23 protein-coding genes are annotated in these 26541 nt (G+C 42.8%); 11 read left to right on the top strand and 12 right to left on the bottom strand.

The window, feature by feature from the left end:
* Positions 1-55 precede the first annotated feature (55 nt).
* From A6J60_RS01660 to A6J60_RS01645, 4 genes are all read left to right on the top strand, one after another.
* On the top strand, positions 56-1456 hold the full coding sequence (locus A6J60_RS01660; RefSeq protein ID WP_096064456.1) for a 3-oxoacyl-ACP reductase: 1401 nt from the start codon (positions 56-58) through the stop codon (positions 1454-1456).
* Between the two features lie 348 nt (positions 1457-1804).
* Positions 1805-2716, top strand: coding sequence for a MaoC/PaaZ C-terminal domain-containing protein (locus A6J60_RS01655; protein ID WP_096064455.1), 912 nt, complete (start codon positions 1805-1807; stop codon positions 2714-2716).
* Between the two features lie 169 nt (positions 2717-2885).
* Entirely contained in the window at positions 2886-3449 is a 564-nt protein-coding gene (locus A6J60_RS01650; RefSeq protein WP_096064454.1) for a beta-lactamase hydrolase domain-containing protein, read from the top strand.
* Between the two features lie 57 nt (positions 3450-3506).
* Positions 3507-4871, top strand: a complete 1365-nt coding sequence (locus A6J60_RS01645; protein ID WP_096064453.1) for a serine hydrolase domain-containing protein — start codon at positions 3507-3509, stop codon at positions 4869-4871.
* Between the two features lie 103 nt (positions 4872-4974).
* Here the strand turns inward: A6J60_RS01645 and A6J60_RS01640 are convergent, their stop codons facing one another.
* From A6J60_RS01640 to A6J60_RS01620, 5 genes are all read right to left on the bottom strand, one after another.
* Positions 4975-5232 (bottom strand): YfhL family 4Fe-4S dicluster ferredoxin, encoded by a 258-nt coding sequence (locus A6J60_RS01640; RefSeq protein ID WP_096064452.1) that lies wholly within the window; start codon positions 5230-5232, stop codon positions 4975-4977.
* 83 nt (positions 5233-5315) lie between these two features.
* On the bottom strand, positions 5316-6113 hold the full coding sequence (locus A6J60_RS01635; RefSeq protein ID WP_193778004.1) for a YdcF family protein: 798 nt from the start codon (positions 6111-6113) through the stop codon (positions 5316-5318).
* Between the two features lie 94 nt (positions 6114-6207).
* Positions 6208-7614 carry a tRNA 5-hydroxyuridine modification protein YegQ gene (gene yegQ / locus A6J60_RS01630; protein ID WP_096064451.1) on the bottom strand — a complete coding sequence of 469 codons (1407 nt, stop codon included), beginning with the start codon at positions 7612-7614 and terminating at the stop codon, positions 6208-6210.
* Between the two features lie 194 nt (positions 7615-7808).
* A complete protein-coding gene (locus tag A6J60_RS01625) occupies positions 7809-8174 on the bottom strand; it encodes a rhodanese-like domain-containing protein (protein ID WP_096064450.1) in 366 nt (121 codons plus the stop codon).
* Between the two features lie 197 nt (positions 8175-8371).
* Entirely contained in the window at positions 8372-9628 is a 1257-nt protein-coding gene (locus A6J60_RS01620; RefSeq protein ID WP_227526023.1) for a YeiH family protein, read from the bottom strand.
* A 259-nt stretch (positions 9629-9887) separates the two neighbouring features.
* On the opposite strand from A6J60_RS01620, the gene A6J60_RS01615 reads away from it, so the two are divergent.
* Entirely contained in the window at positions 9888-10913 is a 1026-nt protein-coding gene (locus tag A6J60_RS01615) for a LysR substrate-binding domain-containing protein (protein ID WP_096064449.1), read from the top strand.
* Between the two features lie 339 nt (positions 10914-11252).
* On the opposite strand, the gene A6J60_RS01610 is transcribed toward A6J60_RS01615, so the two are convergent.
* On the bottom strand, positions 11253-12398 hold the full coding sequence (locus A6J60_RS01610; RefSeq protein ID WP_096064448.1) for an S-(hydroxymethyl)glutathione dehydrogenase/class III alcohol dehydrogenase: 1146 nt from the start codon (positions 12396-12398) through the stop codon (positions 11253-11255).
* A 229-nt stretch (positions 12399-12627) separates the two neighbouring features.
* Here A6J60_RS01610 and A6J60_RS01605 point away from each other — a divergent pair, with 229 nt between their 5' ends.
* On the top strand, positions 12628-13491 hold the full coding sequence (locus A6J60_RS01605; RefSeq protein ID WP_096064447.1) for a LysR family transcriptional regulator: 864 nt from the start codon (positions 12628-12630) through the stop codon (positions 13489-13491).
* 107 nt (positions 13492-13598) lie between these two features.
* Here the strand turns inward: A6J60_RS01605 and A6J60_RS01600 are convergent, their stop codons facing one another.
* Together A6J60_RS01600 and A6J60_RS01595 are read right to left on the bottom strand one after the other, a co-directional pair.
* Positions 13599-14456, bottom strand: a complete 858-nt coding sequence (locus A6J60_RS01600; RefSeq protein ID WP_096064446.1) for a mechanosensitive ion channel family protein — start codon at positions 14454-14456, stop codon at positions 13599-13601.
* Positions 14457-14656: 200 nt separating this feature from the next.
* On the bottom strand, positions 14657-16126 hold the full coding sequence (locus tag A6J60_RS01595; protein ID WP_096064445.1) for an aminoacyl-histidine dipeptidase: 1470 nt from the start codon (positions 16124-16126) through the stop codon (positions 14657-14659).
* A gap of 346 nt (positions 16127-16472) precedes the next feature.
* Between A6J60_RS01595 and A6J60_RS01590 the strand changes: the two genes are divergently transcribed.
* The gene (locus tag A6J60_RS01590) at positions 16473-17360 is read left to right on the top strand and encodes an IclR family transcriptional regulator (RefSeq protein WP_227526022.1); all 888 of its coding nucleotides are present in this window, start codon (positions 16473-16475) and stop codon (positions 17358-17360) included.
* Between the two features lie 131 nt (positions 17361-17491).
* On the opposite strand, the gene A6J60_RS01585 is transcribed toward A6J60_RS01590, so the two are convergent.
* The 4 genes from A6J60_RS01585 to A6J60_RS01570 form a co-directional block, all read right to left on the bottom strand.
* Positions 17492-18835 (bottom strand): MFS transporter, encoded by a 1344-nt coding sequence (locus A6J60_RS01585; protein WP_096064443.1) that lies wholly within the window; start codon positions 18833-18835, stop codon positions 17492-17494.
* Between the two features lie 174 nt (positions 18836-19009).
* A complete protein-coding gene (locus A6J60_RS01580; RefSeq protein WP_096064442.1) occupies positions 19010-19585 on the bottom strand; it encodes a VOC family protein in 576 nt (191 codons plus the stop codon).
* 100 nt (positions 19586-19685) lie between these two features.
* A complete protein-coding gene (gene fahA, locus A6J60_RS01575) occupies positions 19686-20975 on the bottom strand; it encodes a fumarylacetoacetase (protein WP_096064441.1) in 1290 nt (429 codons plus the stop codon).
* Between the two features lie 375 nt (positions 20976-21350).
* Positions 21351-22277 carry a LysR family transcriptional regulator gene (locus A6J60_RS01570; RefSeq protein WP_096064440.1) on the bottom strand — a complete coding sequence of 309 codons (927 nt, stop codon included), beginning with the start codon at positions 22275-22277 and terminating at the stop codon, positions 21351-21353.
* A gap of 115 nt (positions 22278-22392) precedes the next feature.
* Here A6J60_RS01570 and hppD point away from each other — a divergent pair, with 115 nt between their 5' ends.
* The 4 genes from hppD to nhaC all read left to right on the top strand — a co-directional run bounded on the left by hppD (position 22393) and on the right by nhaC (position 26531).
* Positions 22393-23511, top strand: a complete 1119-nt coding sequence (hppD, locus tag A6J60_RS01565; protein WP_096064439.1) for a 4-hydroxyphenylpyruvate dioxygenase — start codon at positions 22393-22395, stop codon at positions 23509-23511.
* A gap of 224 nt (positions 23512-23735) precedes the next feature.
* A complete protein-coding gene (gene phhA / locus A6J60_RS01560) occupies positions 23736-24575 on the top strand; it encodes a phenylalanine 4-monooxygenase (RefSeq protein ID WP_096064438.1) in 840 nt (279 codons plus the stop codon).
* A 108-nt stretch (positions 24576-24683) separates the two neighbouring features.
* On the top strand, positions 24684-25028 hold the full coding sequence (locus A6J60_RS01555) for a 4a-hydroxytetrahydrobiopterin dehydratase (protein ID WP_096064437.1): 345 nt from the start codon (positions 24684-24686) through the stop codon (positions 25026-25028).
* Positions 25029-25136: 108 nt separating this feature from the next.
* Positions 25137-26531 carry a Na+/H+ antiporter NhaC gene (gene nhaC, locus A6J60_RS01550; RefSeq protein WP_096064436.1) on the top strand — a complete coding sequence of 465 codons (1395 nt, stop codon included), beginning with the start codon at positions 25137-25139 and terminating at the stop codon, positions 26529-26531.
* The last annotated feature ends 10 nt before the right edge of the window (positions 26532-26541 follow it).

Below are 26541 nucleotides of genomic sequence, written 5' to 3'. Positions count from 1 at the left end.
TTCAACAGGTTACTATTAACCACTAATACCAACACGACAATAATTAGGAGATTTTATGTCAGATCGTTATGGAGAGTTTGTACAGTCACCACTAGGGAAAAAAGTCGCTAAGAACTTAGGACTGCCATTACCAACCAAATTAGACCGCTATGAGCCAGGCGAAAAAGTTGTGCGTGGTAGCGTAATTTTTGGTTCAGCGTCAGGTGATGATGCACGAGTCAGTCAGTCTGTTGCAAAAATCTTAAATGGTTTGCAAGCACCTGTTTATGTTGCTGGTAATGATCCACATAAATCTGCTTTGTCAGAAGCTGGTATCGAAGCCAAAGACAGCGAAGGCGAAACTGATAAATATAAAGTTGCTATCTTTGATGCAACCAACATCGCCCATGCTCCTGACCTAAAAGAGATGTATGAGTTCTTCCACCCAATCGCTCGTCAGATCGAACAATCTGGCCGTGTTATTGTGTTGGGTCGTCCTCCAGAAGAGTGTGACCGTATCGGCAAAACTTTGTCACAGCGTGCGTTAGAAGGCTTTATCAAGTCAGTTGGTAAAGAGTTCAAAAAAGGCATTACTGCGCAAGTTATTTACGTGAGTGAAGATGCTGAAGATAACTTAGAGTCAACCTTGCGCTTCTTTATCTCTGCGCGTTCAGCTTATGTATCAGGTCAAGCAGTACGTGTCGGCGCTGGTAATGCTGTTGAAGTGGATTGGGCTAAGCCAATGGCCGGCAAAACTGCATTAGTAACCGGTGCTAGCCGTGGTATTGGTGAAGCAATCGCTCGTGTTTTAGCGCGTGATGGTGCTCATGTTATTTGCTTAGACATTCCAGCTCAGCTTGCAGACTTACAACGTGTGGCAGGCGAAATCGGCGGCTCAACATTAGCGGTTGATATTACTGCTGATGATGCTGGCGAGAAAATCGGTGAAGCAGCTGCTAAACGTGGCGGCCTAGACGCTATCGTTCATAACGCTGGTGTGACCCGTGATAAGACATTAGCGAAGATGGATGACAAACAGTGGGATATGGTTATCGATATTAACTTGCAAAGTATTGCAATGATTAATGATTACCTATTCGACAATGACGTACTAACCAATGATGCGCGCATTGTTTGTGTGTCTTCAATCTCAGGTATCGCTGGTAACCTAGGTCAGACTAACTATGCAACCTCTAAAGCAGGTGTGATTGGTCTAGTACAAGCAACACCGAAGAAAATTAAAGCAGACGGTAAAGCCATTACCATTAACGCGGTAGCACCAGGCTTCATCGAAACTCAAATGACAGCCGCTATCCCATTAGCCATTCGTGAAGCGGGCCGTCGTATGAACTCTATGAGCCAAGGCGGTTTACCAGTAGATGTTGCTGAAACCATCGCTTGGTTAGCAGCACCTGCATCTGGCGGTGTGAATGCTAATATCGTACGTGTTTGTGGCCAAAGCTTACTGGGTGCCTAATTCACGTTTCGTGTATGAATAATATGAGTGTTGCGTTAAAAGCAGGCTTATTGGCAAGTTTTATGCTGTGAAAACAGTTGTAAACTGTTAATATAGCTTTGCTACTCATGTTGTATAATATTTGATGAATACACATTGAGAGCCATCGCTAAGATGGCTCTTTTGGTCACTGCATTAAGCCAGTTGGTTAGGCTAGTTTTAATTAAGCTAGATCTAAGCAAGTTAGATGAATAAAACAAGCTTGATTCAGAAACTTGATTCAGAAAAAGTGAAACAATAGCCTTTAACCTAATTCCAAAAATCAACTAAGCACTGAAGCTACATTGATATCGATACAAAGGAACTACTATGACAACCCGTGAATTTAGAAGCCTGCCTGAAGCGCATAGAACCTATGGCAAAATTATCAAATCATTACTCCCTGTGGTTGGTAAAGCTGAGAAAGGTGAAAAAAGCACGTTACCAACAGCCACTTATGAAGTGAATGAAATGACCATCGACAAAGGTAATCTACAAGATTATCGTCGTATTTGTGGCTTTGCAGACAATGGCCAAGTACCGCCAACATATTTTGCGGTGTTATCACAAGCACTACAAATGAACATGATGGTTGACGAGCCTTTTCCTTTTCCAATGTTAGGTCTAGTACACGTTGAAAACTCAGTGACCCAGTATCGCCGTATCGCAGACACTGAAGTGGTGTCTATGACTGTCAGCTTAGATAACTTACGTGACCATGACAAAGGTCAGCAGTTTGACTTTGTGACCCAAGTTCATACCGGTGATGAGTTGATTTGGGAAGGTACATCGACTTATTTGTCGCGTCAAAAAACCAAAAAGAAAGCTGAAGACAAAGCCAAAAAGCCTAAACCTAAAACTGTTCAACAAAAGCCAGAAGCCGGTGATGATGACTTACACCATATCTTTGCTGTACCAGAAGATATTGGCCGTCGTTATGCCAAAGTCTCAGGTGACTATAACTTAATTCATATACACCCGATTACAGCAAGAGCGCTTGGTTTCCCATCTGCCATTGCACACGGCATGTGGTCAAAAGCCAAATGCCTAGGCTTTATGGATTTACCAGAAGCCTTTACTGTAAACGTCTCATTTAAATTGCCAATTTTGCTACCTTCTGAAGTTGAGATGATTGGTCAAAATCCACGCAAATTAGGTGATGATGTTAATGAGGTTGATTTTGGATTGTATAGTGCCAAAAATGATAAGCCACATTTATCAGGCAGCATTACCAAAATCTAAAAGTTCACAAGTCATAAATTACTAACAACAGTTAGTACTGTTTAATGGCTTTGTATTCTCTTGGCTATTATCTATTGGCTATTGACTATAGGCCCATTAAACACAGGATATTACAGATTCAGCTAGAAGATCACTTTTAGCTGAATTTCTGCCGTTTAAAGGAGTTGTTATGGGAAAAGATGTGGACTCAAATCCAGTCACCACAGCAGGCACCACCAGTTCGGTGCAAAATAATGCAGGCAGTAGCGATGAGAAGTCTGAGCAAAAAGCAGAACCCTCTTTACAGCAACTGCTTGAGCCTGTACTAGACAAAGCACTGTTTCCTGATGCTAATACCGTGGTCAGTGGCCAGTTAAGCGAAGAGGTAATCGATAAGTTAGCCGAAGCTGGCATTGAACATGTGATTAATTTGCAGCCTGAATCTGAGCTAACCTTTGATGAAAAGGCAGCAGTAGAAGCGCATGGCATGGCCTATACTCATTTGCCGATTGCCAAAACAGATGACTTAAAACAGCTTAATTTGCTTGAGTTTGATAAAGCATTGCGTACGCATCATGGTAAAAAAACCTTGCTGCACTGTGATTCAGGTAATAAAGTAGGGGCTGTTGTTGCCTTAAGAGCCGGATGGTTACGTGGCCGAAAGATGGATACCGCCATGCAGCGTGGTAAGGATCATGGTCTTCAACAGGATCTAGAGCAAGAAGTGCATATGCGTTTATTGGTACCTCGCTAGCGCTATAAACCTTTAATAATTAATTTTGAATCGCCCACTATTACGGAAGGTAAATTTATGTCATCCACTCTACAAGCCAAACTGACCCAGCTTATGCAGCAATTACAGCTCGAAGATATGCCAGCCGGCGGTAGTGTGGTGGTGTATAAAAACAGCGAGCTTATTGCGCAGGCTTGTGTGGGTGAGGCAACGCCTGATCTTAAGTGGGATAAAAACACCTTGTCGCTTAATTTTTCGACTGGAAAAGGGGTGCTGGTTACCTTAATCCATGTGTTGGTCAGCAATGATTTACTCGATTATGAGCAGCGCATTGCCCATTATTGGCCACAATTTGCGGCGAATGGTAAACAAGATATCCGCCTAATTGATGTGTTAACCCATCGCTCAGGGTTATTTAACATCCAACAGATTACTGAATCTGCAGATGACATGACTGACTGGGGCTTAATGCTTGAGCGCGTTGAGCAGTTAGAGCCGCAAGCAACTTTTAATGAGCAAGCTGAAAGCGCGTATAGTGCATTGGTCTCAGGGTGGGTGCTGGGCGGTTTAATCGAAAAGGTCACTGGATTAACCTTAAATGAGGCCTTAGCTCAGTATTTGACCGAACCTCTGGGTATTGCAGACAGTGTCTATTTTGGCGTGCCGGCAGATAAAGTACAGCAAGTCGCCACTCCGGTGAAAAACTTTGACAATTTTGACCAGTTAACTGCGTTAACCGATGACAATGAGCAGGGTGACGAGGCCAAACAGGCGGTTAAAAAAAGAAGTAGCAAACCAAAGTTACGTCTAGATAGCGAGCACATACTAGAGGTTTATCAAAGTCTGCCAAGTTATGAATGTTGGCAGCACGCTGATACTCAGTCGGATGGTGAGAACGAAACTAATTTAGGCACTGCTGATATTGCCAAGCTTTATTTGGATATGAGTCAGATTAAGATTCAAGACTTCAAATATGCACTGGTGCCGGCTGGACGTTCGGGATTTGATTATTATACCGCTGAGTCGTTAATGGCGAAAATCCCAGCCGCCAACAATGTGGCATCAGCTGAGGCGTTGGCCACTATGTATGCGATGTTAGCCAATAAAGGACAGTGGCTGGGTCAACAGTTGATTCGACCAGAGGTGTTTGAACAGTTATCGGCCATTCATGTCAAAGGCGGTGATGCCATCATGCCAGCCACTGAACCAAATAGTATGCAATGGCGTTTGGGATATCATCGTTTGTTTAGTCGCTGTCACGATACGGATAAGTTGCAGAACATGTTTGGGCATATGGGCTATAACGGCTCGGTCGCTTGGTGTGATGTAGAGAGTAACACCGCAGTGGCTTACGTGCACAACTATGATGTGACCATGACCACAGATATTCGCCAGTTTGCGCTTATTGAAGCCATTCTAGCCTGGACCAGCGAAGACAGTTAGTTGGTCTAAGTCGTTGGATTAACAGCCGCTGTTTATTAATAGGAAGTCTATTAATAAACTGAAATTTAAAGCGAACAGGGAGCAAATGGTTAAAGATGATTAACTATTTGTTCCAAATGCGCTGATGTTTTAAGCGTAACTCTTCATCGCTTTCAACCCGATCTGGGTCTGGAATAATACAGTCAATAGGGCAGACCTTATCACAGGTAGGCTCGTCATAAAAACCGACACACTCGGTGCATAGATCTGGGTCTATGACATACGTCTTTTGACCTTTTTGATCATAGCTAATGGCATCATTAGGACATTCAGGCTCGCAGATATCACAGTTGATGCATTCTGATGTAATTTTAAGTGCCAAATCAATGTGCTCCCAAATCTGTCATTAAGTGTGGAGTGATGAAGTACTAAGTCATTAAATGACAAGTTATTAACTGCTGCTGATTAATACTCGCCCAGTAACCAACCACTGATATAAGCAAAGTACTCGCGAAACCAAGCATTATACCGAATTGATAAAGGCGTTGGGCTGGCAAGCGTGACTAAGTTTTCATAACCTTGGTGTTGTGCAATGGCTTTGGCGCGTGGAATATGAAAGTCGCTGGTAACAATGGCGATAGGGTCTGATAAGCTAACGCCATGCTGCAGCAGTATGGTTTGGCTAAATAAGAAGTTTTCTTCAGTACTGGTACTGCGATCTTCTTGTAGCACATGTTGCAAAGGCACATGCTGTAGCGCGTACAAATATTGCGCCATCGCCTCAGCTTCACTGCGCGTCTCACCGATACCAACACCGCCACTGGTAATCACCATCGCTTGCGGTTGCTGCTTAATCAATACCGCCGCACTATCTAAACGGTTTGCCAAAGTCGGTGAGGGGATGCCATTTTGGATACCGCCGCCTAGGACGATAATGGCATCTACCTTTTGTAATGGGGTGTGGCTTTTTTGAATATTACTTTGCAGGGTGATGGCAAAGATAATAAAGCTAACCAGCCACATGCCAAAGCCTATCCATAGCATTCTGCTAATATGCTTTAGCCAACGATGACGGCTTAGTAAGGCCTGAATACGTCGCCAAAATATCGCATGTAGCGCAAAAATTAAGCCAATAAAGAAAGGCACCACCGTCCCAAAGTTTATCTTATCAGCAGCAATTAATAGCGCACAGTCAATCATTAGAATCAGACCAGTGATTAATAAAACTGCTTGTAAGACTAAGGTTCGGGTAATTTTTGGCATTATCAACTTTTAGGTTCGTGGTATCTAAGTTCGTGGCATCAAGCGTATAGTACGTAGCGCCGTAATAAACACTAATTTTAGTTATGAAAAACTACTAACTGTAAATGGCCTGCTTAACGTTTTTCATGATTAACGCAAACTGCAAGTTAGTTTGATCCATATCTTTAAATGGGTTATTAATCTGAGCGACCCATCCTGAGCCAAGCGCAGCGTCAATCGGATTGCCTTTTTTGTCCCACATCTGTTCTAAAGTGTAAGTGACATTACCTTTTGGCGTCATAATCTCAATGGTATCACCCACTTCAAGTTTGTTTTTAATCTCTAAAGTCAGTTTATCGGTGTCGAATGCAGTAACTTCTGCAACGAACTGCTGTTGGTCTGTTTTTGAGGCACCATATTCATAATTCTGATAATCGCTGTGCACGTGACGACGTAAGAATCCTTCAGTGTAGCCACGGTTAGCTAGGCCATCTAATGCGCCAATTAGTGAGGTATCAAAAGGCTTGCCAGCGGCAGCATCATCAATGGCTTGACGATAGACTTGAGCGGTACGCGCCACATAGTAATGCGACTTAGTACGACCTTCAATTTTTAATGAATGTACGCCCATTTCAGTCAGCTGTGGTACCAGTTCTACCGCACGCAAGTCTTTAGAGTTCATGATATAAGTACCATGCTCATCTTCATACATGGCCATTAACTCACCAGGACGGTTTTGCTCTTCTAATAGCACTACCTCATCGCTAGGCTGTTGCACATAATCATCGCCCATAACGGTGTCGCCGTTTAAGTTCACAGTTTCAATCTGCTTAGGGTCATAGCTTTGTACCGGTACAATGTCACCGGTTTCGTTTTCTTCAGCTTTGTAGGTGTTGTAGCTCCAGCGGCAAGCATTGGTGCAAGTGCCTTGGTTGGCATCACGCTTGTTGATATATCCTGATAGTAAACAGCGACCAGAGTAGGCCATACACAATGCACCGTGTACAAATACCTCAATCTCCATACCTGGCACTTCATCGATAATCTGTGAAATCTCTTTTAGTGACAATTCACGCGATAAAATAACCCGGCTGACGCCCATCTGCTTCCAGAACTTCACTGTTGCCCAGTTTACTGCGTTGGCTTGAACCGATAAATGAATTTCCATATCTGGGAAATGCTCACGCACCATCATAATCATACCGGCATCAGACATGATTAACGCATCTGGATTCATCTCAATGACTGGGCGGATGTCTTCAATAAAGGTTTTTAATTTGGCGTTATGCGCTTGAATGTTGACCACCACATAAAACTTTTTGCCTAAGCTGTGCGCATATTCGATACCGCGGCGCAAATTATCTTCATCAAAGTCATTATTACGCACCCGTAGACTATAACGGGCCTGACCGGCATATACAGCATCCGCACCATAAGCAAAGGCGTATTGCATGTTTTTAAAAGTACCAGCAGGGCACAGTAGTTCAGGCGTTCTAGAAGGTTTTTCAGCAGGGTGCGTCATGTCATTACCTATTTCACGGTTCAGTTTTACGGTTCAATGGTTAACGGCTAATGTTTAGTATTTAATAGCTAAAGTTTAATGGCTAGCGTTCAATAGCTGATGCTTAAGGGGTTTTAGCTTAATATTTTATGGTTCAGTAATAGGGGTTTGAGCGTTATAGATTAATCAAGCAACGGATTTAAGAAAAAATGGGTTTAAGAAGAAGCGACCACAGGCTTTCCAGCTTCAACCCAAGCATCGTAGCCACCTGTAATAGAGGTGACATTGTTGAAACCCAATTGTGCTAAAGACTGAGCTGCTAAAGCTGCACGGCCACTGGTTTTGCAGTAGATTAATATTTTAGTATCTGCATCTTTGATTTGCTCAAGGTCACCAATTTTAAACTCCAAAACACCACGTGGAATACAAATGGCATTGTTTAAATGACCGGCTTCATATTCGGCAGGTTCACGCACATCAATGATAACATCGGCGTTGTTGCAGGCGTTGTCAGCCTGATCGACAGGAACTTTTTGAATGTTGGCTTTGGCTTGAGCAACCAATTCTTGTGCGGTTTTCATAACGGCTCCAGCAATAGGGCAATAAAGAGCAATAGATAGGCGTTAAACCTAGATGAAAACAGTAAATAAATACCTGTAATCTCGATGGAGCGTTATTGTACCAATCCTTGATGTTACTAGGCAATCAGTGAGTGGTAAGTGATGGTAACCAAATTTATGGTAAGCAGTGATTTTGGTTATTTATTGTTGATTTATGGCTAACCGACAACCAAAGTCTGTATGCCCATATTAATGGCAGCACCACCGCTTAATAACCATCCAAAAACTAAGGCTGCTAATAACAAAGGCTTAAAGCCTGCTTTTTTGATGGCGCTAAAATGAGTCGTGAGTCCCAAAGCAAACATTGCCATGGTTAATAACAGATTATCAAGACTGACCATCAATTCAACGAAATGTGCGCTACTGGCTGACTGAGTGTGATGAAGCAATGAGTTGATGCCAATCATAACCAAGAACATAAACGCAAACCACGGGATATGAACTTGCTTAGCACGCTGCCAGAAGTTTGTTTTTGTCGGCTTTAAAGCAAGGCTGTCGTTAGGATTAACATTATTATGGATGCCGCTTAGTACAAAGGACAGTATGAGTAAAAAAGGCGCCAGCATCATCACTCTAATCATCTTGGTCACTACCGCGGTATTACCGACCTCAGTGCTAATGGCATTGCCAGCGACCACCACTTGCGCAACTTCATGTACTGTCGAGCCAATATAGACTCCATATTGCTCAGCGCCAAGTGTTGCAGCCAGCCATTGAAGCTGATATAGCAGTGGATAGAGCAGCATCGCTAAGGTACCAAACACCACCACAGTGGCAACTGCGATAGTAACCTTATACGCTTCAGCTTTAACCACCGGCTCTGTGGCAATCACCGCAGCGGCACCACAGATGCTACTACCAGCACCGATAAGTAGTGTGGTTTGTTTATCTAGCTTTAACCATTTGTGACCCAGAATATAGGTCAGCAAAAAAGTACTGGTCAATACCAATGCATCAATAGCGATGGCTGCGCTGCCCACGCTGGCTACTTGGGTCAGCGTTACCTTAAAGCCATAGAGTACGATGGCCAAGCGTAAGCACTGTGACTTGGCAAAGTCAACACCAGAGGATAAGGGTGCGGCAAATCTGGGATATACGGTATTACCCAGCAGCATTCCCAATAAAATGGCCAAGGTTAATGACGACAGACCCAGTAGCTTGCCATTTGATAAGTCAATCAAATAATCACTAAACCATAAGCAAAACAGACTGGCAATAAGCACTACAGTAAGCCCCAGACCATGAGAAGGTCTAGGCAAGTAGCTGTCTAACCCTGCTTTGGTTGCTAGATTATGCAGCCAACCGATCTTGCCGACACCACACACTTGCGGTGAGTCCGCTTGATAGCTAGGGTAGGTCACTGGGCTCTGTTTTTTCATGGCATGATACTCAGCATTGAGTGGGGTTGGTTGCATATCGTTAGTTGTGTACTTATCGTTAATGGTGATTGTTTTATGGTTTATAAGAATAACTATATGCCTTTTTTGTATATATTAAAAACAGATTGATTAGATAGTTATTATCGATAAAATAGGTAAGAGTAAGAAAGGTTAGTGATTTGCAAGTGCTGCGGATGTGATGAGTTAATGATTCAATCCACAAATAAGCTAATGGTCATCATCAATAACATCAGTAACTTTCAATAGCAATCTTAAATAAATAGAAGACAGTGATATGCCAAAGCTTAACGCTCAGCAATCAAATACCTTATCATCATTAACGAGTACATCATTATCAGCGGGCTTAACCGGGCAGGGGCTGTTGCCAAAAATTACCCTAAAACAACTGGCAATATTTGTTAGTATTTATCAAACAGGCAGTACCAGTGCAGCCAGTGAGCAGCTGCATTTGTCACAATCTGCGGTCAGTAGTGCGTTAAGTGAGCTAGAAGAGCGGCTTACAATGCCACTGTTTGAACGCATTGGGCGGCGGCTGCATAAAAATGAAAATGCCCACGCTATTTATACCCAAGCGCAAGCCATACTCGGGCAATGCTCTGCGCTTGAGCAGTATCACAGTTATCAGGCAGGACGCATCCATCTGGGTGCCAGTACGACCATTGGTAATAATGTGATGCCATCATTAATTCAGCAGCTATATACTCAGATGCCGGATGCGCAGGTCACTGCATTTATCGGTAATACTCAAGATGTGGTCGATCAAGTCGAGCAGCTAACAGTTGATTTGGGATTGGTAGAGGGTAAGCCTAGAGCGACTGATACTAAGGTCATCGAACAAAGAGCCTGGCGTACCGACAAGCTGGTCGTATTTGCCAAAAAGGACAGTCAATGGCTGGCAGGTATGCAGCCGACGCTTATTCAAAATCAGACAGACAATGCTGACTCGCAGCACTATGTGTATCAAGTCACGCCTGAGCAGCTATCAGGTTTACCATTATTAGTGCGTGAGCCAGGATCAGGAACGCGGCAAGTCATCGATGAGCAGCTACTACAATTTATACCGCAAGCCAATGTCATGATGGCTGTACAGCAGTCAGAAGCGGTGCGTAACATGGTTAAAGCGGATATTGGGATTGGCTGCTTATCACAGTATGTGATTGACTCTGAGCTTAAGCAAGGAAGCTTGGTTGCTATTGAGGTTGAGGGTATCGATTTGCAGCGGGTATGGTGGGCAATTTGGCACAAAGACAGCTTTAAAAGCAAGTTATGGCAGCATTTTGCGACTCAATTGGGGATATAGCTAGGGAGGTATCAGATAATCATTACTCTAACTATTTATCTGATTATTAGCCGAACTATTAAACTATCTATAAATAATAGCGCTTTATGACGTCCTATTGATTTATATAAAATAGCCTAAGCAAAACAACAAAGCCCTGCTTATCATGCCTAAATCAATACAAGCTAAAACAGTTTCATCAAAAGTTCTTGTATTAATAAGTACAGGCATAATAAGCAGGGCAGTCGAAACCAACTGAGTCAAAGTCAGAACATATTAGCGATGTGCGCCAATATTCATCTGTTTTGAGAAACAGTTGGTTTTTTAATTAGCTATTTTCTTTTCGAACTACTTTGCGGTTTAGCTGTTTTCTTTTAACGCATCAAAGTGAACCACACTGCGGATACTCTTACCTTCATGCATTAATTCAAATGCCTCGTTGATGTCCTCAAGTGGCATAGTGTGCGTAATGAAGTCTTGTAATGGGATTTCACCAGCTAGGTAGCGTTCTACGTAACCAGGCAGCTCAGTACGACCTTTCACGCCACCAAAGGCTGAGCCTCTCCAGACGCGACCCGTCACTAACTGGAATGGGCGGGTTGAGATTTCTTCACCTGCGCCTGCAACACCAATAATCACCGATTCGCCCCAGCCTTTGTGGCAGCACTCAAGCGCTGAACGCATCACATCGACGTTACCGATACACTCAAATGAGTAATCCACACCGCCGTCAGTTAGCTCAACGATGATATCCTGAATCGGATGGTCATAGTCTTTTGGGTTGATTAGGTCAGTTGCACCAAGCTTTTTGGCCAGCTCAAATTTGCTTTCGTTGATATCGATACCAATGATACGGCTAGCACCCGCCATCACTGAACCGATAATAGCCGCCAGACCAATACCACCAAGACCAAAGATAGCAACCGTTGAGCCTTCTTCAACTTTAGCGGTGTTCATCACAGCGCCCATACCGGTAGTCACGCCGCAGCCCAATAGACATACTTCTTCTAAAGGTGCTTCTTTATTGACTTTGGCCAGTGAAATCTCTGGCAATACGGTGTACTCAGAGAAAGTTGAGCAGCCCATGTAATGATAAATTGGCTCACCGTCTTTGTAGAAACGAGTGGTGCCATCTGGCATTAAGCCTTTACCTTGGGTTTCGCGTACTGCTGAGCAAAGGTTGGTTTTGCCCGAGCGGCACATTTTACATACGCCACATTCTGCAGTGTATAGCGGAATTACATGGTCGCCGACTTCTACGCTGGTCACGCCTTCGCCCACTTGCTCAACGATACCGCCACCTTCGTGACCTAAAATAGCAGGGAATACGCCTTCAGGGTCTGTGCCTGATAGGGTGTAAGCGTCAGTGTGGCAAACGCCGCTGGCAAGTACTTTAACCAATACTTCGCCTTTGCGCGGTAGCATGACATCAACTTCTTCAATTTTTAATGGCTCGTTTGGACCCCATGCGACAGCTGCTTTTGATTTAATAAATTTATCCGTCATTGAAACTCTCACTTTTTTGATTGTTTGTTTTAAGTCGTGAATTGTTTAATTGCTTACTTAGTTACTCACTAAATCATTTATATGTAGAAGACTATTAATATACAGGGCAAAAATAGGGGATAACACCCTAATCATTAGCAATATTGTTAACAACATCAATTATAGATTATATCTGCACAGTTGATAATAGTGTATATTTACAAATAACTTTTACACAGTGGTAATAATCATGAAATGGGAAGGGATTAGTGAATTCGTTTATGTGGCCGAATATCAAAGCTTTACTCAGGCTGCAAAACAACTGGGTATTTCAATCGCTCAGGTGAGCCGTCAGGTTAGCGCGCTAGAAAAACGGCTCAATATTAAATTGTTTTATCGCACCACTCGCAAGATTTCATTGACCGAAGAGGGGCGTTTATTTTATAACCATTGCCGAGATATATTAGACCGATTAGACGCCGCAGAACATGCCATTAGTGATTTGCAGGCGAAGCCGCAAGGTAAGATTAAGCTGACCGCACCTGTCACCTATGGCGAGCAGCAGCTGTTGCCACTGATTAATGATTTTATGGTTCTGTATCCCGATGTTGAGGTAATTGCCTTTTTAAGTAATCAAACCTTAGATTTGATAGAAGGCGGCTATGATTTGGCAATACGTATTGGCAAGCTTGATGATTCAAGTTTAATGGCCAAAAAGTTAAGCCATCGCACCAGTTATGTCTGCGCATCACCAGCGTATTTGGATAAATATGGCACCCCGGAAAGTTTAGCGCAGTTAGCAGATCATAATTGCTTATTGGGTAGCTTAGATCATTGGCGATTTAAAGTGGGTGATGCACAGCGTTCTATAAGAGTGACAGGGCGGGTGCATTATAACAGTGGTCATAGCTTGGTTGATGCAGCATTAAAAGGATTGGGCATGGTGCAATTGCCAGATTATTATGTGCAGCAGTATTTAGATTCGGGTGCGCTGATTAGTTTACTCGATGCCTATCGCGAGCCAGAAGAGGGTATTTGGGCAGTGTATCCATATAACAGACAGTTAACGACCAAAGTTAAGGTATTACTACAGTATTTGCAGCAGCATTTATAGATTATTTATTAACAGAATCATTAATATTTGAACTAAAAAAAAGCGCATCTAATGATAGATGCGCTTTTTGATTGTCATGCTGACATCGATTGTTTTGATAACAAAAACTATGCGTTGTCACTGTCTGATTTATTGACCAATTGATCGAGACCGCTAACATGAATACTGCGTTGTGGGAAAGGAATATCGATTTTATGTTCGTCAAGTGCAACTTTAAACTCTTCTAGTAAGTCACACTGCATCGCCCACCAGTCATCGTTAGAGGTCCATACGTTGATAGTTAAGTCAACCGAATTGTCACCAAGATTAGTTACGCGTACCACAGGCTCAGGGTCTGTAAATGCCATAGGGTTGGCCTTAGCAGTGGCTAATAAAACGTCTTTGGCTGTCTTAATATTGGCGTCGTAACCTATGCCGACCGTGATATCGACGCGGCGATTGGGCAGTGACGTATAGTTAATAATCGCTGAGGTGCTGATGTCGCTATTAGGAATCACCACATCATGGTTATTGGTGGTTGTAATATGGGTGTTGATTAAAGAGATATCAGTAACCGTACCGGTATAACTGCTAATTTGCACAAAGTCGCCGCGTACAAAAGGGCGGAAGATGACAATTAAAATACCCGCAGCAAAGTTTGACAGTTGATCTTTTAGTGCAAGACCGACAGCCAATGCGGCACCACCTAAGATAGCAACCACTGACGTGGTCTGTACGCCGACTTTACTTAACGCAGCCAAGATTACGATAACCAGTAACACACCGTATAACAAGCGACTTAAAAAGCTAGAAACTGTATCGTCTAAGTGACTGCGAGCCATGACTTTGTTTGCGATGCTAACCACTTTCTTGGCAATCCAGCGACCGACAACCAAGATTAGAATGGCAAGCAATACTTTGATAATCAATTGGATGCCGCCTTCGGTTAAGCTGGCCACATCAACTGTAAACCCTAAAAACTCCATAGGTGCCCTTAATTAATTTGTGAAAATTTACATCATAAAAAAGGGCTATAAATAGCCCTTAATATCATTGTGAAAACTATTTTATTAAAGCTTATTTGCCTAAAGCTTAAACTGATTATGATAAAATAAATACGATGAAATGATAACATGAAACAATCATAGCACGCGGCCGCTAATAGCAGCCACAGCCAAGCTCGATACTATACTGATTGTAACGAAGCCAATACTTGAGTTAACCATTTCCAAAAGGTTTCTACACTGTCAATATTCACTCGTTCGTCAGGAGAGTGCGGCATTTCAATGGTTGGGCCAAATGACACCATTTGCCAATTTGGATAGTGATGACCGAGTAGACCGCATTCAAGGCCGGCATGAATCACAGTGACATTTGGCTCACGACCCAATACATTACGGCCTTGATTAATGACAGTCTCGGTTAAAGCAGAGTGGGGCGCAGGCTTCCAACCTGGATATTCACCATCTAGAGTCACTTTAGCATCAAACGACTCGAACAAACGCTTCATTCTGTCTGCCAAATCATCACGTGCATCATCGTCTAGTGAGCGCAGTAGGCTTTGTAGTTCGACCGCGTTTGACTGTGTTTCAATGCGTGCTAAGTTCACTGAGGTTTCGACCACGCCTGTGGTATCCATGCTCATTCTATCAACGCCATTAGGGCACAGACGAATAGCGGTTAATATCTGACTCTGTGAGTTTGACTGCCAAACTTGCTCAGGCTTATCAGCCGGCTCAATACTAACTTGCATTTCTCTGTCTTCAGCTGGCAGGCCGCGACGAATAATCTCTGCTTCAGCAAGTAGGGCATCTTTTAGTTGCTCATGTTCACTATCACTAGCAAATACCGCAGATGCTTCACGAGGGATAGCATTACGTAAGTTACCGGCGGATATCTCTACAACCTCAATAGCACTTTGAGTAGCCAGTCGGTCTAATAGTCTTGAGATGATTAAAGCGGCATTACCACGCTGCTTGATGATATCAATACCAGAGTGGCCGCCTTTTAAGCCACGTACCGAAAGCTTGTAGCCTTGTTGTGCGGTCGGTGCTTGCCATTGTAGCGGTAATGAGAACGTGGCATCAACACCGCCAGCACAGCCAATACAGATATCGCCAAGCTCTTCGGTATCCAAGTTCAATAGTAGATCACCTTGAATCCAACCGGCTTGTAATCCTTTCGCCCCATCCATGCCCGTTTCTTCGGTAGCAGTGAATAGCGCTTCTAGTGGACCATGCTGTACATCATCAGAGGCCAAGATTGCCAAAGCAGAGGCTGCACCAATACCGTTATCCGCACCAAGTGTTGTGCCTTTGGCGGTTACCCACTCATTATTCATCTCTGGATCAATATAAGCGTCAATCGGATCAGTAGTGAAGTCATGATGACTGTCTTCATTTTTTTGCGCAACCATATCGAGGTGATTTTGCAAAATAACCCCTGGTGCATTCTCCATGCCAGCGCTGGCAGGCTTACGAACCAAGACGTTGCCCACAGCATCACGCTCTGCCCAAAGGCCTAAGCGCTTCGCTTCATCTAACACAAACTGCTGCACGGCTTCTTCATGATGTGAAGGGCGCGGTATTTGGGTTAATGCCTCAAAGTAATGCCAGACTAGGTTGGGTTTTAATTGGGTAAGCTTGGTTTTAGACATGGGAGGTATCCTAATATTTGTGTTTAAACAGCTGCTTGGTTAATGAGTTTTAGTATTGAGCCGTGACTATTTTTGACGGCTAATACTTACAACTGGTGTATCGCTATAAACTTAAGTCGGCTATTGTAAAAAAGCCAGTGCCGCTTAGCAATGAGACTTGATGTGCAAAATTGTAAGCCAATAAAATTATCAGTCAGTTATACAACTACAGCCGAATCTGTGCCAAATGGCCAAAATAAAGGTATAATCAATAATCGTAAAATCGAAGAAAAATTTTTCAGTTATCGTTTATAATCACAGCTTTTATTAACCATAAATAATGAGTGAATAAGCAACTGAGCAAATCATGTCACAATCGCAGTCCGTTACTGCCGCTACTAAGGTTAATCGTTCTATGAGTTCTAGCAAAAGCAAACCCCAAGGGGGCGTTCAATCCCTTGAGGTTGGGTTGGCTGTTTTAGATGTTTTGATTGATCAAAATGAACCCATGATGCTCAAAGACATCGCCCAAGCCATAGACATGCATCCTGCCAAAGTGCATCGCTATTTGGTCAGTTTAATTCGTAAAAACTATGCCAAGCAGCAAGAAGATGGACGTTATGCATTAGGGCAAAGAGCCAGTGCGCTCGGTTACATAGGCTTAAATTCAAACAATATATTAGACCGTTTGACCCAAGCTGCTATTGCTATTAAAGACATCACCAATTGTAGTGTGCAAATCGCCAAATGGTTCTCTGAAGGACCTATTATCATTCAGTCTTTCGAGTCTGATACGCCCATTAGTATTATCACCCGCATTGGCTCACGCATGCCGCTGTGTAGCTCAGCGACGGGGCGTCTGTTTGCCAGCTACTTAGCAGAAGACACTATTCGACCAATGCTAGAACAAGAGTCAGATGAGCACAGTAAGAGTGGCTCAAAAGCTGCTAGCAGCGTTGATAGCAGAATGCTAAGTTGGGAGGCATTTGTACCGTTAAAGCAACAAACCATTAAGCAAGGATACGCTTATGTCGAAGGCAGAATGCTGCTGGGCATCAATGCTATTAGTGTGCCATTTTACCATTACCCAGTTACTCAAGCTGTTGATCGGTATAGGCTTGAGTATGCATTGACGGTTATTGGAACCGCTGAGCAGTTACCCCTGAATACTGATGGTAACTCTGACAATAAGTCTAGCTCATATAGCGAAACTGTCGATCAGATTTTGTCAATTTGCCGTGCTTATCAGGTGTAGTAGTTTGCTATGCTATTAGTGTACAAAGTTATATGATTTAAATTAAAAGACCGCTCAAAAGCAATAAGTACAAAAAAGCACTTTATCAAATTTGATAAAGTGCTTTTTTGGTTTAGCAGAACTGTTTTAGGCTATACCGATGCCGCTTCGACGTTACTAACCGCTTTATTAGAACGTAAGCTTTTTAGCTGTATGAGCAAGATACCAATAATGGTAACCGAAGGGATAGCCGCAATTAAAAACAAATGATTAATGGTTAAGAAGGTAGATAAGTAACCACCAAATACAGGTGCAATCACTGAGCCTAAACGGCCAATACCAATACTCCAACCAACCCCTGTGGTACGCAGTTTAATAGGATAATAATCGGCTGATAGTGCATTAATTGCAGGCTGACCGCCGACCACGGCAAAACCAGCGACAAATACTGCTAAGAACATCAAAGGTACAACTGATGAGGTAAAGCCAATCAATCCAACGCTAATAACTGCAACGATAAATACTGGGATAAGTACTTTGTAAAAGCCTAGTTTATTAATTTTTAGCGCTATCATCACACTACCTATGGTACCGCCAAGCAATAGAGTTGAGCCAATGTACATCGCGTTTTGCATAGATAAGCCAGACTCTTTACCCAAGGTAGGCAACCAGCTTGCTAAGAAATACAAGCTCATCATATTCAGCGCACTGATGATCCAGATAGTGGTTGTAAAGAAGGCGCGATTGCCTTTAAACAGTTGTAGTGGAGAAGGCTTAACCCCTGTATCAGCATGATGGATGATTTCAGTGGTATTGGTGATACCGCAGTTAGGGAACATCTTGTTGAGCCAGTAGCGAATCTTATCATGGTTTTCTTTTTTGGCACCCATGTAGCGTAATGATTCAGGCAGCGTAAATAGCATGATGACAAAGATGATTAACGGAATAACCCCGCCAAAATAGAAAATAGCATGCCAGCCTCCGATTGGGGTTAACCAAGCTGAGATAAAGCCGCCTATCATACCGCCGATGGTGTAGCCTGTAGAGATTAAAATCATGGCAAACACGCGTTGACCATTAGGGACAATCTCTGAGCTGTAGGCCATGGCATTAGGCATGATACCACCTAAGAATATGCCGGTAATAAAGCGAATGACAGTTAATTGTTCGATACTAGTGACATGTGGTGTGGCAATCATCAGAATTGAGAAAGCCAATGTTGATAGCATTAGGATAGGGCGACGACCAAACTTGTCAGAACACCAGCTTAGCGTCAATGACCCAATAAACAAGCCCAAAATACTGGCACTAAAAGCCATACCTAAAGCAGGTTTATCGACACCCCAATCTTCAATAATGAAGGGTGCAGCATAAGCCATGGCTTGAATATCATAGCCATCCATGATCATTAATAATAAACAAATACCAAGAATAAAGACTTGATAGCGGCCGATTTTTTGTGAGTCAATATACTCGTTAAGTACAAGTTGTTTCATTTTACTTCCTTGTAAAATAGCAAATATAGGATGTGGTTAACAAACAAAGCTTTACTAACAATACCTCACTGCAAGATGTCGAGCTTTTTGATGTCTAGCTTCTAAATTACTAAGACTAAATGTCTCAAGTTTAGAAGCTAGACAATGCACGGACATGCCGGCCGGTTAAGGCAGCTATTCACCAGCAGGTATTTTATCCTTTACCTCTGCAAGCTCTTGAGCGTGCAAGAAGTGGGTCTGATTTGGCGCACGTTTGGTACGTGTCCATTCTTCAAGCATATCCACTTTCATCTCTTCGGTGATCATGGCGATCTTCTCAGGCGATGTTTCGTCATCATAAGTCAGCTCAATGCGATGACCATTAGGATCAAAGAAGTAGATAGAGTGGAAAATACCGTGATTGGTCACCCCAAGCACATCAATACCATTATTTTCTAGATGCTCTTTGGCAGCCAATAAAGCAGGTCTGTCTTTTACCTTTAACGCCAAATGCTGCACCCATGCTGGGGTGTTAGGGTCAGCGCCCATTTCAGGCTGATTCGGCAATTCAAAGAATGCCAAAACATTACCGTTACCGGCATCCAAGAAGATATGCATGTAAGGATCATAGGCTTTGGTAGAAGGCACATGGTCTTCTGCAAAGGCTAAGATAAACGACATGTTTAGATTTTTTTCGTACCACTCGACGGTCTCTTTAGCGTCCTTACAACGATACGCCACGTGGTGAATTTTTTCGATTTCAAAGCTCATATCAAATTCCTTTTGATGGTGTCACTTTATACAGTCAATTTAATAGGTTTAAACTGATTAGGTTTAAACCTACTGGGTCTAAACGGGACTATTTGGCTGATTATTTATCAAAATTGAAGTTTAAGGCTGGCAATACCTTGCCGCGCACTTCACCAAAGCCAACGCGAATGCCATCTTTTTCGCTGTAGCCCTTCATAATCACCGTATCACCGTCTTCAATAAAGGTACGGGTTTGACCATTACCAATGTCAACTGGTTTGGTCGCATTCCAAGCAATCTCAAGCATTGAGCCGTATGAATCTGGTGTTGGGCCTGAAATAGTACCTGAACCCATCAAATCACCAACTTCAACTTCACAGCCACCAATGGTGTGGTGTGTCAGCTGCTGTGCCATTGACCAGTACATGTATTTAAAGTTGGTCTCACAGACCACAGTCGATGCATTTGCTTGATCTGCCATCAGCTCAACTGACAAGTTGATGTCATAAGTGTTGTCTTTTTTGTCTTCACGTAGGTAGGCCAGAGGTTGTGGATCCTGAACCGGTACAGAAGTTTTAAACGGTTCTAACGCATCTAAGGTCACAATCCAAGGTGAGATAGAAGAGGCAAAGGTTTTGGCATTAAACGGACCTAAAGGTACGTATTCCCATTTTTGGATATCACGTGCTGACCAGTCATTTAGTAGCACCATGCCAAAAATGTGATCCCATGCATCATCGATAGAGATAGGCTGGCCGATATGATTGGGTTTACCAACCACAAATGCGGTTTCTAATTCAAAATCTAAACGCTTACAGGCTGAGAAAACTGGGCGCTCATCAGCGTTTGGTTTAATCTGACCAGAAGGGCGTACCACATCATGACCACTAACGATAACGGTGCTGGCACGGCCATTGTAGCCAACAGGAAGCTCAGTCCAGTTTGGCAATAATGCATTATTTGGGTCACGGAACATGGTACCGACGTTGGTCGCATGTTCTCTTGAAGAATAAAAGTCAGTATAACCAGGCACATGCAAAGGTAGATGCATGGTCACGTCATCTTGATTGAATAGGGCTTTGGCTTGTAGTTCTGAATTGTCACGCAGCGTATCGGTATCAGCAGACAATAATTTCTGTACTGTATTGCGGGCTGTCGTCCAGTTGTCACGACCTGACTCGATAAAGCTGTTTAAGGTTGGCTTGTCAAAGTACGGACCGCCAGACAGTTTTAATAAGCCCGCTTCTTCAAGTACTGATAAATCCAATACTTTATTGCCAATAGCGATACCGGCACGACGTTTGCCGTCTTTGGTTTCGCTAAAGATACCGTAAGGTAGGTTGTGAATAGAGAAGTCACTGTCAGCAGCAACGTCTACAAATGAGGTCAATGTTTTATCTAAAGTAATCATAGAAAATCCTTTTTCTGAGAGGTTTATTAGAGGGTACGATAAACACCGTTTATTTATAGTGTAAAACTCGATGTAAATTAAAATTTAAATTACGTTATAAGTAATCAGTTATGTCTAATGTAATTTAAATTTAAGTGCTTTGCAAGTGACTTATTGCAATTTTTTAGAAAGTTTTAGTTAACGATAAAGGCGCTATTATTAAATTTAAAAACACTGTTTATAGCCTTTAAATAGGTGATAACGTTCAAATAATGTACAACTCAACATGTAAGCAATGTTTAAAAAGTAGTTCAAAGAGCAAGCTCGAGCGCAGGTGAATAGATGAATAAACATTTATTTTTGAATATGTATTTTTGAGTATTTTAATTGGATATGTTATTTGGATATATCAGTGAAATAGTCCTCAAAATAGCTTTGTAAAAATTTCTTAAACGTTTTGCTTGCCGGGGATAAAGCGCGAGATGAACGCTGATAAATATAAAACTTGCGAGATTTAATTGGATTGGTTAAAGGTTTTAGCACCAGTTGATTGGCGCTGACCCAGTCAATGACTTCAGGCATATAGGGCAGACACAAGGTGATGCCAAAACCTTGACGGGTCATCTCAAGCGCAGTGGACATGAAATTTACTTTATAGGCGGCATTTTTTATTTGCTGTGCCATATGCTCATTAAGCTCTAATGCGACCTGATCAATAAAGGGGCCATTTAAGGTAATCAAAGGCAGGTTTAGTAAGTCATCCCAGTTGACTATCGATTTGTTTGCCAAGGGGTGCTGCTGCGGAACCACAATACAAAACGGTAACTCATACAATAAATCTGCGCGTAAATTATCATCGTGTTGTTCAGCACTTAGCTCAACGCCCACACCCAAGTCCACTTCGATATTCTCAATATGTTGCAACACATCCTCGGCTGAGCAGTCCAGTAAGCTCACCTTAATGTCTGGATACACTTTGGCGAATTGAGCAATTACTGCCGGCATAGACGAAGCTGCAAACTGTGACGCGGCAAGACGTACCGTGCCTTGCGCCAGACTGGTCAAACTTGAGGCTTCATTTTCAAATAAGGTGAGCTCGTTTAGCACCCGCTTAGCTTGCGGTAATAAGTGATGACCAACCACAGATAAGGATAGCTGGCGTGTGGTGCGGTCAAATAAAACCACATTTAAGTTATTTTCAAGCTCCTTAATCAGCCCGCTGACCGCAGATTGGGTCAAGTGCATCTTATCGCTGGCACGCGTAAAACTACCGGTTTCCGCCACTTGAATAAACGCATTTAGTTGACGCAAGGTTACATTCATAATATTTCCTGATAAATAAATCATAAAAAACGATTAGTCTTATAAATAAACCTATTCTAATATGATTACAGCGTCAATAACTTTTATTAATTAATTAAATTAAGGATGATTTAACATGGCAGATTTATTTGATAACCCGATGGGACTACGTGGTTTTGACTTTGTGGAATTTGCCTCACCTGAGCCTAAGTTAGTCGAAGAGCTGTTTCAAAAGCTCGGCTTTACTCATGTCGCCAATCACAGATCAAAAGATGTGGCCTTGTATCGCCAAGGGGATATCAACCTTATCTTAAACCGTGAGCCAAAAAGTCACGCCAGCTACTTTGTCGAAGAGCATGGACCGGGTGCGTGTAGCATGGGCTTTCGTGTAGAAGACTCTCGTAAAGCATATAAACGTGCCATTGAAATGGGCGCACAACCTGTCGAAGTGCCTACCGGTGTGATGGAGCTTAAATTACCCGCTATTAAGGGCATTGGCGGTTCGTTGATTTACCTTATCGACCGCTTTGATGAAGGCAGCTCAATTTACGACATCGATTTCGAATTCCTACCTGGTGTTGATAGAAAGCCCAAAGGCTTTGGCTTTAAGGTTATCGATCACTTAACGCACAACGTTTATCGTGGACGTATGGCTTATTGGGCTAATTTCTACGAGCGTATCTTTAACTTCCGTGAGATTCGTTATTTCGATATTAAAGGCGAGTACACCGGCCTAACCAGTAAAGCAATGACCGCGCCAGATGGTAAGATTCGTATCCCGTTGAATGAAGAGTCTCGTCAAGGCGGCGGTCAGATTGAAGAGTATCTGATGCAGTTTAATGGTGAAGGTATTCAGCATATTGCCTTGTTAAGCGATAATCTATTAGACAGTATCGATATGCTTAAAAAGTCGGGCATTCCATTGATGACCGCTCCGAATGATACTTATTATAAAATGCTAGATGAACGCTTACCGGGTCACGGTGAAGACGTTAAAGAACTACAAACTCGTGGCATCTTATTAGATGGTACTACTGAAGATGGTACGCCAAGATTGTTACTGCAAATCTTCTCAGAGACCATTTTGGGTAGTCCAGTATTCTTTGAGTTCATCCAGCGCAAAGGCGACTATGAAGAAGGCTTTGGTGAAGGTAACTTTAAAGCCTTGTTTGAATCTATCGAACGTGATCAGTTGCGCCGTGGTGCGATTGAAACCGACGGTAAAAAAGATGATTCCGACGCTGTTAGTGCTTAACATGACAGGTTCGCTAAATATTCATAACGATACTTTTAGCCGTGTAGATAGCTCTAATTACGCTATCATTCATTAAATCATTTGGATGAGACTGAGTGTAGTGTCGTAGGGTTAAACCAAAGCTTGGTTAGATAAAAGGAGTTTGTCTAACCAAGTTTGCCTAATACGACAACGGCTAAAACTCACCATTTATTCTAACCACTATATATATAAGGAAAGCTGGCATGGAACGCACTGCTTCACCGACTCAAGCCTCGCTGACGCAAAATCAGCATTCATCGACCTCTGCACTGACCAAAGAGCCGTACGTCTCACATACCCCTGACGCTAATGGTTTCATTCAATACAGTCAGCCTGAAAATGAGATGTGGCAAGCTTTACTATCACGTCAAGAAAAGCAGATTCCCAATCGTGCCTGCCCAGAGTATCTAGAAGGACTTGAGAAACTTAACTTATCTTCAAATACTATTCCACAGCTGAGTGATATCGATGAGGTGCTTCAAAGCACCACAGGTTGGCAAACAGCTGCGGTACCTGCATTAATCAGTTTTGGTAAATTTTTCAAACTGCTAGCCAATAAACAGTTTCCGGTAGCAACCTTTATTCGCCGGCAAGAGGACATGGATTATATCCAAGAGCCGGACATCTTTCATGAGATTGTCGGGCACTGCCCACTGCTGACACATCCTGCGTTTGCAGCGTTTAATGAGACCTATGGCAAGCTTGGTCTTGAAGCGAGTAAAGAGGAGCGGGTTTTTTTAGCGCGTATGTATTGGTTCACCATTGAGTTTGGTTTAGTGGGTCATAATCCAGATGAGCGCCGTATTTATGGCGGTGGTATATTAAGCTCTCCATCCGAAACGGTTTATGCGCTAAGCGGTGAGCCTGAGTATCGAGCGTTTGACTTGATAGATGTACTGCGCACCCCTTATCGTATTGACCACATTCAGCCCATTTATTATGTGATAGATGATTTGGATAGCTTGTTTGATATTGCTAGTAGCGATGTCATGAGCGATGTTAGAAAGGCCATGTCGTTAGGCTTGTTTGAACCGACTTATTAGTAGCTTGTATTAGCTTGATGCGTACTAATCCCAAAGTGCTATTTGAAAATTAAATCCCAAAACCTGACATAAAAACAACTCAATCAAAAATAAATAAAAGGAATTATCATGACAACTCTATCTCAATCAAGCTGTGAAGCCTGCCGTATTGGTGCCCCGACAGTGTCTCAAGACGAAGCCAATGAGTTAATGACTCAAATCCCTGAGTGGACACTGGTCGAGGTTGATGGTATTAAACAGCTACACCGCGTCTATAAATTCAAAAACTTTATGGCAGCGATGAAGTTTGCCAATGAGCTGGCAGAAATTAGTGAAGCTGAGGGTCATCACCCTGGTATTCTAGTCGAATGGGGTAAGGCTACTGTTAGCTGGTGGTCACATAGTATCAAGGGGTTACACCGCAATGATTTTGTGATGGCGGCAAAGACCGATGAGCTGTTTAATAAAGTGTGAATTAACCTAATAAACAAGCGCTGGCTAGAATGATTAGCCAGTGCTATACAATCAACAACACTTAAAATAAAATGGATTTTTAAGACAACGGCAACATAAGGATGTGTTATGCCTCCACAAATATTATCTCAAGTTTCGCCAAAGATGGCGTTTATTCTCTCCACGCTAATTATCGCCATTATGGGTGTGACCATGATCGGTTTTGGCTGGGTTCCGCATTTATCATTAATATTAGCAATTTGCTTTTTATTAGCCGTTGGCTTGATTAAAGGGTTAGCCTTTGAAGATATGCAAGCACAGATGGCCAGTGGTGTGATGCGCGGTATCGGCGCAATTTATCTGTTTTTCTTCATTGGATTGATGGTTGCCGCTTTGATGATGTCAGGCGCCATTCCAACTTTAATGTACTTTGGTTTTGAGCTTATCTCTCCAGAGTTCTATTACATCTCTGCATTTGTATTAACCTCAATTATTGGTATTGCACTAGGCAGTAGCTTGACCACTGTGGCAACGCTTGGCGTGGCCTTTATTGGGATGAGTCATGCATTTGATGCCAACGTGGCGATTGCAGCTGGCGCGGTGGTTTCTGGTGCATTTTTTGGCGATAAGATGTCGCCGTTATCTGATACCTGTACCATTGCGGCGTCTGTCGTGGGTATTGATTTATTCGAGCACATCCGCAATATGATGTATACCACGGTGCCTGCTTGGCTGATTACTGCTTTTCTGTTTTGGTTTATGTCGGGTGACACCAAAGCGGCTGATTTAAATCAGGTCACGACACTGCAATCTCAGTTAATAGAGAGCGGGTTGGTGCATAGCTATGCCGTGTTGCCTTTTGTGGTTTTAGTAGCACTTGCCGTAATGCGGGTTAATGCAATCTACACCATTATTTGTACCATTATCGTGGCGCTTATCGTCACCTTCGTGCACAGTTCACCGAGTGTCGGCGAGTTAGGTGGCTACTTCTTCGGCGGTTATAAACCTGCTGAAAACTTAGAGCTTGGCGAGGTAGGGGGGATGCTGTCGCGAGGCGGCGTTAACAGTATGTTCTTTACCCAAACCATCGTTATTTTGGCGTTAAGTTTAGGTGGACTGCTAACAGCATTAGGTATCTTACCTGCCTTGTTATCGGGTATTAAAGACAGCTTGACCAGCTCGGGTCGAGCCATTGCTGCAGCGGCTATGTCAGCCTTGAGTATTAACGTGCTTATTGGCGAACAGTACTTAAGTTTACTGCTTGCAGGTACCGCGTTTAGATCTACTTTTGAGCGATTAAACTTACATCCCAAAAACTTATCACGTACCTTAGAAGATGCCGGTACCGTTATTAACCCACTGGTACCTTGGAGTGTGTGCGGGGTGTTTATCAGCCAAGCACTAGATGTACCAGTGCTTGACTATCTACCTTATGCTTTCTTCTGTTATTTATCATTCTTATTGACCGTAATCTTTGGTTATACCGGCATTACCATTACTAAAATAGTCAAAACTGGTCAATAATCTTTGATTG

Origin of the sequence: Psychrobacter sp. FDAARGOS_221 (assembly GCF_002313155.2) — a bacterium.
In the GTDB taxonomy this organism is placed as follows: domain Bacteria; phylum Pseudomonadota; class Gammaproteobacteria; order Pseudomonadales; family Moraxellaceae; genus Psychrobacter.
This window is presented reverse-complemented; position numbering and strand designations above follow the sequence as displayed.